At 29.9% G+C, this 16,264-nt stretch carries 13 protein-coding genes; 5 read left to right on the top strand and 8 right to left on the bottom strand.

Going from position 1 to position 16,264, the window contains the following annotated elements:
- Positions 1-208: 208 nt before the first annotated feature.
- The 4 genes from C1715_RS17250 to C1715_RS17265 form a co-directional block, all read right to left on the bottom strand.
- Positions 209-1,366, bottom strand: a complete 1,158-nt coding sequence (locus C1715_RS17250) for a galactokinase (protein WP_102401589.1) — start codon at positions 1,364-1,366, stop codon at positions 209-211.
- A gap of 54 nt (positions 1,367-1,420) precedes the next feature.
- Positions 1,421-2,458 carry a galactose-1-phosphate uridylyltransferase gene (galT, locus tag C1715_RS17255; protein WP_102401590.1) on the bottom strand — a complete coding sequence of 346 codons (1,038 nt, stop codon included), beginning with the start codon at positions 2,456-2,458 and terminating at the stop codon, positions 1,421-1,423.
- Positions 2,459-2,646: 188 nt separating this feature from the next.
- Complete coding sequence (locus tag C1715_RS17260; RefSeq protein WP_242971988.1) at positions 2,647-3,666, bottom strand: LacI family DNA-binding transcriptional regulator; 1,020 nt, start codon at positions 3,664-3,666, stop codon at positions 2,647-2,649.
- Between the two features lie 862 nt (positions 3,667-4,528).
- Positions 4,529-5,020: a hypothetical protein gene (locus C1715_RS17265; RefSeq protein ID WP_102401591.1), complete on the bottom strand. Its 492-nt coding sequence runs from the start codon at positions 5,018-5,020 to the stop codon at positions 4,529-4,531.
- A gap of 535 nt (positions 5,021-5,555) precedes the next feature.
- Between C1715_RS17265 and C1715_RS17270 the strand changes: the two genes are divergently transcribed.
- From C1715_RS17270 to C1715_RS17280, 3 genes are all read left to right on the top strand, one after another.
- Positions 5,556-5,975, top strand: coding sequence for an IS110 family transposase (locus tag C1715_RS17270; RefSeq protein ID WP_341457757.1), 420 nt, complete (start codon positions 5,556-5,558; stop codon positions 5,973-5,975).
- 396 nt (positions 5,976-6,371) lie between these two features.
- The gene (gene galE, locus C1715_RS17275) at positions 6,372-7,358 is read left to right on the top strand and encodes a UDP-glucose 4-epimerase GalE (protein ID WP_102401592.1); all 987 of its coding nucleotides are present in this window, start codon (positions 6,372-6,374) and stop codon (positions 7,356-7,358) included.
- 107 nt (positions 7,359-7,465) lie between these two features.
- Complete coding sequence (locus C1715_RS17280; protein WP_102401593.1) at positions 7,466-8,395, top strand: DUF5107 domain-containing protein; 930 nt, start codon at positions 7,466-7,468, stop codon at positions 8,393-8,395.
- A 12-nt stretch (positions 8,396-8,407) separates the two neighbouring features.
- On the opposite strand, the gene C1715_RS19560 is transcribed toward C1715_RS17280, so the two are convergent.
- From C1715_RS19560 to C1715_RS17290, 3 genes are all read right to left on the bottom strand, one after another.
- A complete protein-coding gene (locus C1715_RS19560; RefSeq protein WP_180964125.1) occupies positions 8,408-8,551 on the bottom strand; it encodes a hypothetical protein in 144 nt (47 codons plus the stop codon).
- A gap of 227 nt (positions 8,552-8,778) precedes the next feature.
- The gene (locus C1715_RS17285; RefSeq protein ID WP_102401594.1) at positions 8,779-9,783 is read right to left on the bottom strand and encodes a LacI family DNA-binding transcriptional regulator; all 1,005 of its coding nucleotides are present in this window, start codon (positions 9,781-9,783) and stop codon (positions 8,779-8,781) included.
- A 105-nt stretch (positions 9,784-9,888) separates the two neighbouring features.
- Positions 9,889-11,058 (bottom strand): phosphopentomutase, encoded by a 1,170-nt coding sequence (locus tag C1715_RS17290; RefSeq protein WP_102401595.1) that lies wholly within the window; start codon positions 11,056-11,058, stop codon positions 9,889-9,891.
- Positions 11,059-11,588: 530 nt separating this feature from the next.
- Between C1715_RS17290 and C1715_RS17295 the strand changes: the two genes are divergently transcribed.
- A complete protein-coding gene (locus tag C1715_RS17295) occupies positions 11,589-12,830 on the top strand; it encodes an IS701 family transposase (protein WP_102399572.1) in 1,242 nt (413 codons plus the stop codon).
- 184 nt (positions 12,831-13,014) lie between these two features.
- Here C1715_RS17295 and C1715_RS17300 read toward each other — a convergent pair whose 3' ends face one another.
- Entirely contained in the window at positions 13,015-13,809 is a 795-nt protein-coding gene (locus C1715_RS17300) for a Cof-type HAD-IIB family hydrolase (protein ID WP_180964126.1), read from the bottom strand.
- A gap of 454 nt (positions 13,810-14,263) precedes the next feature.
- Here C1715_RS17300 and C1715_RS17305 point away from each other — a divergent pair, with 454 nt between their 5' ends.
- On the top strand, positions 14,264-15,934 hold the full coding sequence (locus C1715_RS17305; RefSeq protein WP_102401597.1) for an outer membrane protein assembly factor BamB family protein: 1,671 nt from the start codon (positions 14,264-14,266) through the stop codon (positions 15,932-15,934).
- Positions 15,935-16,264: the final 330 nt, after the last annotated feature.

A 16,264-nucleotide genomic window follows, 5' to 3' on the forward strand; every position in this document is an offset into this window, starting at 1 on the left:
AACAAGTCAGTATGCTAGTATATTTTGCGTCATACTGCGTCAGCAGACCCCACCGATAGTTCTACTAGCGGCGGAACCTGCTTCCTTGTCTGACACAAAATATACCTGCATCTTTGACTTGTTATTTATTTTCATGTACCTTATTACTTTCTATTATCAACTTCTTTAAATTTCAACTAAATCTCATACTTTTTATTTTCTATATAAACTAAATTTCTCTACTTCCTTCTCCAATTCCTGTAACATAAAATTCAGGATAGTACCCTATTATACAGAAGTAGCTTTCTTTCAATTTTTTCATGAATTTAGTAATATCATCCTTATGAACTATAGCTATTGCACAACCTCCAAAACCAGCTCCTGTCATTCGTGCGCCAATGCATCCTTCTATTTTTAATGCTTCATATACTATGGTATCTAGCTCTTTTCCTGTAACTTCATATAAATTCTTAAGCGAATTGTGAGATTCTACCAAAAGCTTCCCAAATTCCTGTAAATTTCCCTCTGATAACTTTCTAAAAGCATCCTTTACTCTGTAATTTTCAAGCACTGCATGTTCTGCTCTTTTTCTTATATCCTCATCCTCTATAATTTCTTTAACTTTTTTAAATTCTTCAGGTGTTAATTCACATAGGTATTTTATATTTTTTTTAGTTTTAATTATCTCCAGAGCCTTTTCACATTCTTCTCTTCTTTTATTATATTTTGATTCATTTAGTTCTCTTCTCTTTTTTGTATTCATTATAACTAATGTATAATCTTTCAAATCTACTGGAGCATACTTATACTCCAGTGTATTACAATTTAATAAAATGCCTTTACTAGCCTTACCCATGCCCACTGCAAATTGATCCATTATACCACAGTTTACTCCTACAAACTTATTTTCAGCTTCCTGCGCTATTTTTACTAAATCTATTTTAGAAATTTCTCCCTCATTAAATAATCTATTAATCATTTCGCCTATTAAAAGTTCTAAGGATGCTGAAGATGATAATCCTGACCCATTAGGTATATTACCGCTTATTAAAATATCCATGCCGCCTACTTTATATCCCTTATTCTTCATTATACTGATAACACCTTTGGGATAATTAGCCCAATCATCTTCTTTTCTATACCCTAACTCATCTACATTTGTCTCAACCTTAAGCTTAAAATTAGTAGATACAAAATTTATCTTATTATCGCATCTTTCTCTAACAATACCATAAGTTCCAAGCTCTATAGCACAAGGAAATACATAGCCACCATTGTAATCTATATGCTCACCTATTAAATTCACCCTTCCTGGCGAATGGAAAACTCTCATTTCTCCAGCACCATAAATATTTTCAAATTTTTTCTTTAATTCTCTTAACTCCATTTAACCCACCCCTTAATGCTAAATCATCCTGGTATTTTAAAACTCTTTAAAATTTTATTTGCAATTCTTTAAATATCTTTTATAAGCTTCTCTAAGTTCTTCTGCACACTCCTCTACAGCTCTTGGATTACATGCTGCCCATGCTCCCATTTCTGATGATGCATAATACTTTATTTTATTTTCAGACCTTAGGGGAGTATAAAATTCCACATGGAAATGATAATAATCATTATAATTTCCATATTCAGGTGAGTTTACTGGTGCTTGATGTATACACATCATATATGGAAATTTTTTATTAAATAATGCATCAAAAGTACCTGTAACTTTTTTCAATATATCTGCAAAATCATTCTTTTCTTCATCCGTAAAGTGAATCATAGCACTTTTGTGGTTTTTGCTCACAATAAACATGCCATAAGGATAGTCAGTAAAAAATGGTAAGTATGCTACAAAACTGCCATTCTCAACTATTATTCTTTTCTTAAATTCTTCTTCCTCTTTGTTCATTCTACATATTAAACATTCATTGTTTTTTTCATAATATTCTCTGCAAGATTCTAATTCAGTCTTTATCTTCAAAGGCATCTTTGAATAAGCGTATATTTGTCCATGAGGATGAGGCATAGTTACACCTACTTCTTCTCCTCTATTTTCAAATTTAAATATATATTTTATTTTTTTATCTTTACTTAATTCAGTATATCTTTCACACCATAAATCCACTAACTTTCTTATATGTTCTACTGATAATTCTGGAAGAGTTACTGTATGCTTTGGAGAATATAATATTACCTCACATTTTCCATAAGCTCTATCGGTTTTATAGATACCTTCTTCTAAAATTTTACCTGTTTTCTCTACTCCTAATTGCTCTTGAGCAAAATTTGAACCTACTTTATCTGGTTCGGGTGGATTTTCCATGAGTGCTGGAAAATCATTATCGTATTTTAAAACCTGATATTCCTCTGGAACCTTTCCTGAACCTGGACAAAATGGACACCACTCCTTTGGCATTTGAGGTCTATTTTGTCTATGTGAAGCTACCATTACCCAATCTTTTAACAATGGGTTCCATCTTAATTCTGCCATATTAATTCCCCCTTTGGAAAACCTTTTCTGTTTTTCTATTTTTAAAGTCTAACTTTAAAATGACACATTTCAAAGCCAGACTTAATTACTCCTTTAGTAAAACATAACCTTATACCATGTCTAGAAACACCAACGCTCACTCCTCTATAAGATAAAAATAAGAGCGCCCCATCCCTAGTTAACATGGTTTATATTTGTTTACAACTTTCTCTAATAACTAATTTAGTATCAAGTATAATTTTTCTTCTTACATTACCCTCAGCCTTCATCATGCTTAACATTTCATTAGAGGCAATTTGCCCCACATCCATTATTCCTAAATCAATAGATGTAAGTTTAGGACTTGTTATATTTGAAATAAAAGTATTATCACAACCGATTATAGATATCTCCTCTGGAATTTTTATTTCTAAACTCCTACAACAATTCATAGCCCCTACAGCCATTATATCATTACAAGCAAATATAGCTGTAGGCCTATCTTTCATCAATAGAACCTTTTCAATAGCTTTTTGAACATTTTCAGAAGCATACATACTATTACCATTTTCAACAGTAATCACCTTACTATATTCAATGTTTCTCTCTTCTAAAAACTTTCTGTAAATTTTTTCCCTCAAATCATAGGAAGCACTTTGTTCACCTCTTATAAAAAGTATTCTTCTATGATTAAAATTATACAAGTACTCTAATGCTTGCTTTATACCCATTTCTTCATCATAGCTTACATAATTCAATTTATAATCTTCCCCTAATGCATTTATAATTAATAAAGGTATACTAGATGAAATTTCCTTATAAAATTTATTCTTTAAATTTTTAATTGAAGGATCTATTACTATAATTCCATCTACCTTTCTTTGTAGCAAATTATTTACAAGTTTCTTCTCTTCCTTATAATCTCCACCGGTATTACACAAAGATATACTATACCCTTCATTTTTAATTATATTTTCTATATTTTCTACTATGGTTGGGAAAAATAAGTTTGTTATACCGGGAACCACTACCCCCACTGTATAAGTTTTTTTTGTTATCAAACTTCTTGCCATGTGATTTGGTATAAAATTAAGCTTTTCTATGGCCTTTTCTACCCTTTCACGGGTTTCTTTTTTAACTGGATAATTATTATTTACCACTCTAGACACAGTAGTTATAGAAACTCCTGCCTCTTTAGCTACATCTTCTATAGTAATCGCTTTAACCACTCCCTTGAGAAAACCTTTTCGATATAACACTATATTATCACATATATATTGTATTTTTCAATATGCCATAGCATAAGAATATTGTGATGTAAGTATCATAAGAAAAATCTGTCTTTAAGTCCATAATAAATATATTTTTTAAGACTATTCGCAATACGCCAAGAGTTACGAGTTAATGAGGATTTTCCTCCGCTATGTTACGGAAAATCTTTAATTAAATAATTTGTATAGCAAAAAAGCCATAACTATTTCATTAAATGGAATAGCTATAGCTTCTCTTTTTAAGCGCTTTAAAAATCTTTTATTGGCGGCAGCCAGCGTAAATACAAAAGCTAAGATTTATACAAGTCAATGCCTTACGGCAAAACATATTAAATTTTATTCAATATTTTAATAATTGGTTATTCATTAGTTTCTAATGAAAGTAACTAATTATATCTTCCAATTAGTCAAAATATTATTAATAACGGGGAATTCAGGCTTAAACGAAAGGCTTCGCCTAAAAAAAATAATATGAGCGTTTTTTCAACTCCTAGAATCTACCATCTAGTACCTAGTAGTTACTACTTAAAAATAAAAAATTACTATTAAACTATTTGGTGACTGGGAATTAAACGAACAGCTACGCTTAAAAAAATATCATGAATACTTTCTTTTTTATAAATTAAAAAATTTCCATAGCGAAGCGGAGGAAAATAATCCTTTAATAGGCTTCCCCTTTTAAACCACATACATATTAAACTAAGGCTATGTTTTAATATAGTGTTGAAATATAGCCTTATAAAAATTATAGGTAGGATTGTCTACCTATAATGCTCAATATTAGAATATTAAGAAATAGATGTTTTTCTGAAATTTAAAATTATGTTTCTTTTATAGCACTTATTATATTATATCCATCACTTGGATAACCGCCATATCCAGCCCACCACTTTGGATAAATTATTGGTATTGCTGTAAATATAAATTGCCAAATATGATAATATGCTGAAAAGGAAATTAATTTTCTTAGCATATTATTATTTATCCCTCCACTTATATATATTAGGCTTATTGCGATAAGTAAAGAAGTCATAGGTCCACAAGCAGAGCAAATTATAATTTTTAGTTTGGATAACATATCACCACTCCATGTTACTATTCCTAAAAATGGCTGAAATGTGCCTATTTCAATGAATAGTCTATTAAATTTAATTTTTTTTGACTTCCTAACAGTATTACCAAAAGTTATTTTAACATTATCTTTCGTAAATAATAATGCTGGTATAGCATGTCCGAATTCATGTGATATTGTAGCGAATTGCCCAACTATACAAATCAAAATAATATTTAATAGAATATTAATAACATTCAATTTTCTCCCTCCTCAAATAGTTCATAATATTTACTATTATTCATTAGATTATAGCTTTTAACAAAACTTATTATAACATAATTTACAAAATATCACATATACTATACATACATTGGCTCTCTATTTTTCAATATCATTTAATATAGACTTCACATTTGGCATAATTCTACCTCCTTGTATAATAATGATGTAGTCATTAAGACTACTCATCTCAATTTAATTGTTTCTATAATAGATAACAGAAGAAGGATTTCTTCCTTCATCAGATGTTATCTTAGTTAATTATCATGCTTGACGGTTCCTATATAGACTCCAGACTTTTCATAAAGTATAATCTTCAAGGATAGGACAAATAATGTTTTCCTCCTTGGGAAGTCAGTATCTGCTGACTCATACCCGTGATTTAGTCAATTAGTCCATTCAATGAGGTTTTATGATTCGGCTGGTTGGGAGCCTCAGGCTATACCTGTATAACTCGCAAGGTTGTGTACTCATTAGATGGAAATGGATTCCTATCGGAAAGGAGCTTTTGCTCATGTCAAACATTTTATTTAAAAATTTATTTATCTCGGTCGGTATTGATGTTGGTGCAGATTTCAGTTGGATGTCTATCGCACTTCCTAACCAGACCTTTGTTGGAAAGCCTTTTAAAATACTACATTCAAACATTGATTCCCTTGAACTCGCTGTTTCTAAAATAAAAGAAGCAGAAGAGTTGTATTCTTTGGAAAGTCGCATTTTCCTAGAATCCACGGGAATTTATCATTACCCACTCTTCTGCTATCTTCGTGATACTGGATTTAATGTTAACCTAATTAATCCTATCATCACTAAGAATAGCACAAACATTAACATTAGAAAAGTGCATAATGACAGATTTGATTCAAAAAAAGCTGCCTTAATAGGCTTAAAGCCAGATNCACTATTCTATCTATGTTATAACCTATTTCTGTGATAAATATCCATTTTCAACACTGATTTAAAACATAGCCTAAACTAAAAATCTGATTTTAATGTAGTAATAAATGTGGAATTGGGGACTATTGAACTAGCCTTAGAACTTCTTATGTCTCTCAATTAAAGAACCGTTAAGAAGCTTTCATATTTGAACGAGGAACGAGTGAGTTTCAAAGCTTTAGGGGCTTTAACTGTGAGACATTTAGAAGTTCTTGGCGTATTGTGAACAGTCCCAAATTACACATTTATTACGGAATTAAAATCAGATTTTTGTTTAATGTATTATCTCACAACATATTCTTTCTCTGAATTTTAATAAAAGTTGATAAAATAGTAAATTTTATGATAATATAGTTATAGAAAAGGTTTTCTTAAATGAAATGGAGGGATATTAATGTCTATTTTAGTTTGTGGCGGTGCAGGATATATAGGCAGCCATATGGTTGCTCACCTTTTAGAAAATAATAAAGAAGTAATTATTGTAGATAATCTACAAAAAGGACATAAGGAGTCCTTATTGGGGGGTAAATTATACATTGGAGATTTAAGAGATTCTGAATTTCTTGATAAAGTTTTTAAGGAAAACTCTATAGAAGGCGTTATTGATTTTGCAGCTGATTCACTGGTAGGAGAAAGTGTTAAGGATCCTCTAAAATATTTTAATAATAACGTGTATTCTACTATAAACCTATTAACTACCATGAAAAATTTTGGAGTTAAGTATATTGTATTTTCTTCTACTGCTGCTACCTACGGTGAACCAGAAAATACCCCTATACTAGAAGATGATAAAACTTATCCTACTAATCCTTATGGAGAGTCTAAATTAACTGTAGAAAAAATTTTAAAATGGTGTGATAATGCTTATGGTATTAAATATACAGCTCTTAGATATTTCAATGCCTCTGGAGCTCATATCAATGGCAAAATTGGAGAGGACCATAATCCTGAAACTCACCTAATTCCTATAATTCTTCAAGCTGCTTTAGGTAAAAGAGAAAAAGTAAGCATATTTGGAGATGACTATCCAACAAAAGACGGCACTTGTGTAAGAGATTATATACATGTAAGTGATTTAGCCTCTGCACATCTTCTAGCTTTAGAAAGACTTAAACGTACAGGAGAAAGTAAAATTTACAACCTAGGAAATGGAGAAGGTTTTTCAGTAAAGGAAGTTATAGAAACTTGTAAAAAAATAACGGGAGTTAAAATAAAATGTGAAATAAGTACAAGGCGGGCTGGAGACCCTGCAATATTAATAGCTTCTTCAAAAAAAGCTATAGAAGAGTTAAATTGGAATCCTAAATACAATTCCTTAGAAAACATAATAGATACTGCTTGGCAATGGCATAAAACTCATCCGAATGGATATACAAAATAAAATAATTCAACTGATAAATTACAATATACAAATAGGAGGTGAACGCTGCTGTAAAATTGTAGGTTTTTCCTATATAAATTTTTATGTATTATTAGCAGCGGTGTTATATGATTTATACTAAAAACTTCATGAATACCAAAGGTATATATTTAGAAGATGATAATTTGAGAGTAGTTGTTCTACCTGAAATAGGTGGAAAAATAGCATCCATATATCATAAGAAAAAGGAATTTGAACTTCTATTTCAAAATAAATTTAAAAGATACGAAAAGCCTTCATTAAATTCCCACTTTGAAAAATTTGATGCCTCAGGTTTTGATGATGCTTTTCCTACAATAGACCCTTGCAGAGTTGTCTATGAAAACAAGGAAATTTTATATCCTGATCATGGTGAAATTTGGACCTCAGCTTTTGATTATAAAATAGAAAATAAAAAAGTTTTATTGAGTTTTAATAGTACCATATTACCTTATAAATATATGAAAACTCTTTATTTAGAAGAAGGAAAGTTAATAATAGATTATAATATTAAAAATACTGGCAATTTACCTATACCATGCATATGGGCTATGCACTGTTTAATAAATTGTGAAGAAGAAATGGAAATCAACTTTCCAAAGGGAACACAAAAAATAATAAATGTGCACAAGAGTGATAATTTAGGTGAGCTAAATTCTATACATCCTTATCCTCAAACAACAACTCCACAAGGGAAAATTTATAATTTGAATAAAGTAGGAAAAAAAGATTTAAATAATACTGAAAAATATTATGCTTATAGCATTTTAGAAGAAGGAATTTGTTCTGTTTATTATCCTAATAAAGATGTAACATACAAAATAGAATTCAATAAGGATGTGCTTCCTTATTTAGGTTTTTGGATTACTGAAGGAGGTTTTAGAGGCGATTATAATTGTGCCCTAGAACCTACTAATGGATTTTATGACAGTATTCCTATTGCAAAAGAAAACAATAAGCTATTTTATCTTAAAAAAGAAGAAGACTTAAATTTTAAAATAACCATAGAACTTTTTTAAAATAAGTATTATTTAATTATCCATCATTGTTTTAAAAATATCTATTGGCTTACATAACATTCTCTTAAAATAAGTAATTACTAGCAATATTGCCGCAAAGGCAATTAACCAAATTACATCTATAAGATATATAAAAAAGCTTTTTCTTCGTTTCATGGATTGTCCACATCCTTTTCTTAGATAAAATTATATAAATTTTATTTCCTGCTTATTTTATTTATACTAGCATTTACTATTTTTATTCTAGCAAAACCTAGTAAGAATTAAACTTTAACTCCTATTTTAATTATACACCGTATAGAAAATTATATATATAAATAGTTTCAATATGGTTAAAATATGGTTAAAATATAAAATTTTAAAGAGAAGCATTAGCTTCTCTTTTATTTTTGTTTTTTACATGATTCTCTTTCTATTAGCTGATAAGGCAGTACATAATTTTTTTCTTCCATCTTCTGTTTATTAATAATTTTAATTAACATTCTCATACCTACAGATCCCATATCATACATTGGTTGTGCTACGGTAGTTAGCTTAGGATAAAATACTGATGCTTCATATATGTCGTTAAATCCCATTACATCTATATCTTCTGGCACTTTTATACCCTTTTCTCTCAAAGCATTTATAGCTCCTATAGCACATTCATCGCTACCACAAAATACTGCATCCACATTTTCATTTTCTAATATCTTTATCATTCCCTTATACCCATCTTCTACCTTTAATCCACCAGAGTAAATAAGAGATTTTTCAGATTTTAGTTCATTTTCTTCAATAGCTTTTCTATATCCTACATATCTCATAGATGTTATGTTATTTTCATCATCTTTATTTCCTATGTAAGCTATTTTTCTATTTTCATTTTTAATTAAGTAATTTACTGCATCATAAGCTGCACCTTCATTATCTATGGAAACGCTTGGAAAATTCTTTTCCTTATCTGTATTCTCTATTAGAACCATTGGAATTCCCAATTCCTTTATAAAGTCTAATATTTTAGGCTGCAGGGAACTACTCATATAAAGTATTCCATCTACCATCTTTTCCCTAAGAACTCTTAAGTAGTTTATTTCTTTTTCTAAATCCAAGTCCGTATTGCAAAGCATTATGTTATAGTCATATATATTAGCAACGTCCTCAGCGCCTCTTACTATCTCTGGATAAAATTGGCTAGATATATCAGGAATTATCATTCCTATAGTACTGGTTCTTTGTGTTTTTAAACTTCTAGCTACAATATTCGGTCTGTATTGTAACTTATCAATTGCCTCTAATACCTTTTTCTTTGTTTCTTCATTTACCACATTTATATTATTCAAAACTCTTGATACCGTTGCAATTGATACGCCTGCTTCTCTCGCTACGTCTTTAATTGAAGCCGCCATATTATCAACTCCTATACATATTATTCTAATTATTATACCCTAAAAAAACTGTCACTTACAAGCTAAAATATATTTTATTTTACTATTTTTAAGGTTATTTTATAATTACATTAAAAAATATTCTTTAACCATACTACTTATATAAGATAAGGTTGGAATTTCACCTATAAATCCATTTAAATTACATTGCCCATAAATCAATATAGGCACGTACTCTCTAGTATGCTTACTATGCCCTATAGTTGGGTCATTTCCATGATCTCCTGTAACTATTAATATATCCTCCTCATTCATTACACTAAGTATTTTACCTATATATTCGTCTATTATTTTAAGTTCCATAGCATATTTATAAGCATCTTGAACATGTCCTGCTATATCCGTTCCCTGCACATTGCTCAAAATAAATGCTTCTTTAGTATTTATTATCTCCTTTAAAGTTAAATTTAATATATTTTTCGTATCTTTTTGTATTAAATTCTTTCCATGAGGATTATGTATTATATCCCCTGCTTTTCCTATCAAAATTACTGGAATGTTTTTATATCCTAACAAATATTGAATTTGTTTATCATCTTTATGATAAAAAGGCAAATTAGCATTTATATATCCTCTATCCTCATAAATCCCTGATTTTACTAGATTTATACCTATAACTCCATTTTGCTTTTTTTCTATAAAAAACTTTAACTTATCTACTGATACAAAAGCCCCGTTAACCGTAACCCTTGAAACTTCTGAAGCTTCTCTAACAATATTAGCTATTTTAAAGATTTCTTCGTATCCTATTTTGTTCAGGTCAGCTGTAACACTATATATTTGTCCTATATCCCCTTCTAAACTATCACCAATTATAATATAATCTCCTATACATAGTAATTTAAAGTTTTTTTCTTTTACTATATATTCTATTTTATATCCCTGATGCTCAAGTAACTTTCCTATTTCATGGGCTTTTTCAGAAAACACTTGAATATTTCTATTAAATTCTTTTCTCCCCATAATCTCTTGATGTCCTAAAAATGAATCTGCTCCAGGGTGATTTAGAGCACATTTGCCGTAAGTACAATTTAAACTCTTTTTCATATACTCCGTTTCATAATCTAAAGCATTCATTATTCCTATTTTCTCCAAATTGGGGAGTTTTAAAGAGCTAACCCTACAAAATACATGCTTTAAAGTATTAGCTCCTACATCCTCTTTTCTATTGACCTGTACATCCTCCATTGCTCCAATACCTAATCCATCTATAACTAAAACTATAAATCTTCCCATATTTAACACCTTATCCTCAAATCAATTGAGACTTAATTTACATATAACTCATCCCTATGCTAACTCTGCTTAAACTTCATATACAGCCTACTTCCATGTACATTATATCATATATTGTGAAGCAATACATTGAAGAAAAATCTGATTTTAATTCCGTAATAAATATGTAATTTTAGACTGTTTACAATACGCCAAGAACTTCTAAATGTGTCACAGTTAAAGCCCCTAAAGCTTTCAAACTCACTGGTTCCTCGTTCAAACATGAAAGCTTCTTAACGGGTATTTAATTTTGACACATAAGAAGTTCTAAGGCTAGTTCAATAGTCCCAAATTCCACACTTATTACTACATTAAAATCAGATTTTTAGCTTAATATGTATCTGGTTTGAGAGGAGAAGCCTACTAAAGGATAATTTTCCTCTGCTTTAAATGAGCAAATTTCATAACAAATTATGGAATAAAAATAGACATTCATAATATCCTAGTGTATTATATTTCTGTCAGAAAACATAAACAAAGGATGAATATAAATGTCTACAGAAAATAATATACCATATAATAAAGAGATTAACAATTTCATAATTAAACTTGGATTATCATTATATTTAACACTGCCTCAATTAAAACATGTTTGTGAATTTATCTTTGCAGCCGTAGGTCGTGGGTATGATGGCAAAGTTATTCATATAGCTGAAAGTTGCTATCAGAGTACTTATAGAACATCCATAGGTCAATTTTTATCCAAAAGCCCATGGAATGAAGATTATATTTTGAGAGCATTACAAAAGTTCGCAGTTAATAAAATTTGGCAGTTATCTCGTGATACAGGAAAGCCTATTTATGTGATTATTGATGATACTATCTGTAAGAAGACAAAGCCTTCGTCACGGGCTAAAAATCCTATAGAAAAGTGTCAATTTCATCAATCACATTTAGAAAATAAAAAAGTCTATGGACACCAAGTTGTAGGTGCTTTACTACAATGTGGCGATGTTACAATTCCTTATCAGCTAACGCTTTATGATAAGACTAAAGTCGATAAAGACAATAAAAAATTTACTAAGATTAATATTGCTGTAAATATAATATCTTCATTACCCGAACCACCTATTCAAGGTTTCGTCTTAGGGGATAGTTGGTATAGTGCTGAAATAATTATAAAAACAGCAAAGGCAAAAGGCTTTGAATATATAGGAGCGTTAAAAACTAATAGAATTATATACCCAAAGTGCTCGCGCATGAATCATAAAATTAATGGTTTTGCCAAAACTATAAACAAGGAAGACTTTCACCTCGTAACAGTGAATAAGCACTCTTACTATGTTTATAGATATGAGGGCAAAATCAATGGTTTTAAAAATGTTGTAATTCTTATTAGTTATCCTAAAGAAGCTCTCTATAATGAAAAAGCATTAAAATCTTTTATATCAACAGATATAAATCTCACAACAGAAGAAATACTTTTTCAATACCGTGAACGTTGGACAATTGAAGTATTTTTCCGTCAAAATAAGATGGAATTAGGTTTTGATAATTATCAAGTTCGTGGTGAAAAAGCCATAAAGAGATTTTGGATTTTAACTCAATTGACTTATCTTTATTGTACTTGTTGCATAAGCACAGATTGTTCTAAATTTGGAGAAGGTTTAAAAATAGCTCGTAAACAATCCCAACAAGAAGTAATTGCTTGGGTATATTCTCAATATAAAAAAGGAGTTAGTTTAAATGCTATTTTTGATACTCTTAAATTATCACACAATAAGTGTGCTTAAGTAATGTAAAATAATGTAAGTGTTTTTGCTCATTTAAAGTTCCTCTGCTTATCTATGGAAAATTTTTAATTTATTTGAAAACATTAGAATTTCTTGGCGGATTGCGAACAGTCTTAAAAAATATATTTATTGTGGACTTAAAGACAGATTTTTCTTATTGCACTTACATAACAATATTCTTACTCTACGCTAATATGAATTTCTCTATAACCTTGCTTACACCATGATTATCGTTAGTATCTGTTACATAATCACTTACCTTTTTAACATTATCATACGCATTGCCCATGGCAACTCCTAATCCTGCATATTTTATCATTTCTATATCATTTTCACTGTCACCTACTGCTATTACTTCTTCCTTCTTTATATTGTTAATTTTAGCAATGTATTCTATGGCATATTTTTTACTTATATCTTCGTTTCCTAATTCAAAATAGTACGGTCCTGTTTGCATTACAGGTATATTATATGGCTCTATAATTCTATTAAATTTATTTTTCTCCTCCTCTGTGAAGCAAACACCTACTATCTTTGTGACATGTTCTATTTCCATACAATCTTTTATATTCAAACATACGCATATATTTTTTTCTCTCAAATAATCAAACTCTGGATTTTCCTTATCTACATATGAATTTTCTTGATCAAATACAATGTAATTTATATTTCCTTCTCTAAGCTTACAAATTATCTCCTTATACATATTTTTATCTACTGTATGCATTTTAATTATTTGCTTATTTTCTGCTTTAACTATTACTGCTCCATTTATAGTTGCTAATTCTCCAGTAATATTTAATCTATCTATATATTTTTTAATTGCATTAAATTCCCTTCCAGATGCAAGTACAACCTTTACTCCCTTGTCTAAGCATTTTTTAATTGCCTCTACATTCTCCTTTTCTAATCTTGATTCTGAATTGAGTAATGTTCCATCCATATCTAACGCCAATAATTTATACTTCATATCATTCATTAGCCATACCTCCATCTAATAATTCTACTAAAATAGTATCCCCATTTATATATTAATACAAAATTTAATTTCTATCCAATTTACACACTTAAAATGCCTCTATTAATGGGGTTTTCACAACGTTTTCATTCAATCTTGCTCCATTTTCTGAACATTTGAATAGAGAATTTATAAGCAAATAGAATGCTTAAACCACAAAAGATACAATGTGGTGGAATTATGAACTTTCTCCTCCATGACTTGCATAAGAGCTCGGAACAATAAATTTAATTTAAACAGTTCCTTCGCTTCTTATGCAAGTCATTCCAGATAAATTTCATAATTCAAGTAATGTAATGCTTTTTGTGGGGTAATCATAGAATACTATTTAGTCATTTGGTAATAATTTCATAATAGAGATCATATTGTATATTATCAATTTACAAATTTACATTTTAGAAAGGATAAAAAATAAATGATAAAAAGGAAAACTTTATTAATACTATTATGTATTACTATTTTGGCTAGTTGCTGCAGCTGTTATACTAAATCACCAAATAGAAAAAATAAGTTTCAAAAAAAAAGAAAACATCTATATTCAATAGACTCTAACGAAACCTTGCCCACTCTTAGTCATGGAATTTTAAATTCCAATGAAAGTGTAAAAAATGATAAAAAACTTCTCTACTTAGATAATGGAACTTTGCCTAATATAAAATATGATTTATTTTTAAACAATAAACTTATAAATGCTTATGTAAGTAATGAAAATATAAGCTTTCCAAAAAAATATTCAACTATGGATGGAATACTTACTTTTAGAGGAGATAATCTAAGAAATAGTCCTTCTTTCGGTACATGCAATATAAAAGAAAAAAAGCTACAAGAAAAGTGGCATTTCAATACCCATTCAAGCACCTGGGGCGGAGGTGCTGGTTGGACTGGTCAACCTGCCATTGTTAAATGGCCTAAAGATATACTTAAAATAATGAATATTAAAGATAAGTTTAAAATTAAGGATAACTTTATAGAAGTTATATATGCTTCACTGGATGGTCACATATATTTTATAGATTTAGAAACCGGAGAGGAAACCAGAAATCCAATAAATATAAGCAATCCAATAAAGGGAAGTGTTTCTATAGATCCAAGAGGGTATCCATTACTTTATGTAGGACAAGGTATTCCTGAAAAGGGTGCTATCGGCTATAGAATATTTAACTTAATAGATAGTTCTCTTTTATACTTTATAGATGGAAGAGATAGTTTAGCTCTACGAAACTGGGGCGCCTTTGATAGTTCTCCACTTATAAATAGAAACAATGACTCCCTTATATTATGCGGTGAGAATGGACTGTTTTACAATATAAAACTAAACACAAATTTTAACATGGCTCATAAGAAAATCTCCATAAAACCTGAAGTTATTAAATATAGATATACTACGAAAAAAATCCCAGAACAGGGCATGGAAAATTCTCCAGCAGTATATAAAAATCTAGTTTACTTTGGAGATAATTCCGGAAACATACAGTGCATAAATCTTCAAAATATGAAGCCCCTATGGACCTTTGATAACACAGACGATACAGATGCTACCATAACCATAGAAGAAGAAAATGGTACTCCATGCATATACACAGCTAATGAAGTAGATAAACAGGGTGCTAAGGGCATATGTAACTTAAGAAAGCTAGATGGTTTAACAGGCAAAGTTATATTTGAAAAATCCTTTGAAGCCATGTCTCTTCTTGGTAAAAGTCCTGTAAATGGCGGTGCCTTAGCCACAAATATTATAGGCAAAAATGACATAGAAAATCTAGTTATATTTAATATAGCTAGATACAAAAATTTCAATGGTGGAATTTTATTAGCTTTGGATAAAAAAACTGGTAAAGAAGTATGGAAGCTAGAAATGAATAATTACTGTTGGTCTTCCCCTACTGCCGTTTACGACTCTAAAGGCAAGAGCTATATTGTCCAAGGTGATTCTGCTGGAAACCTATTTTTAATAGAAGGTATCACTGGCAAAGTGCTTCACTCTATAAAATTAGGAAGTAATATAGAAAGCTCTCCAGCCATATATGAAAACACCATTATCCTCGCTACAAGATGGGGAAAATTCTTTGCAATCACCATAAAATAGGTAAATTATGATATAAGTTCCATAAGAAAAATCTGTCTTTAAGTCCACAATAAATATATTTTATTAGACTGTTCGCAATACGCCAAGAAATTCTAATGTTTTCAAATTTCAATCCCCTAAAGCTTTCAAACTCGCTTCTAACGGCGCTCAAACATGAAAGCTTCTTAACGGGTATTGAAAATTGAAAACAAAGAATTTCTAAGGCTAGCTCAATAGTCTAAAAAAATATATTTATTGTTACCTTAAAGACAAATTTTTCGATTCATACGTACATTACTTATGGTGGGAGACAGCCTACTAAAGGATGATTTTCCTCCGCTATGCTACAGA

Origin of the sequence: Haloimpatiens massiliensis, assembly GCF_900184255.1 — a bacterium.
Taxonomy (GTDB): domain Bacteria; phylum Bacillota; class Clostridia; order Clostridiales; family Clostridiaceae; genus Haloimpatiens; species Haloimpatiens massiliensis.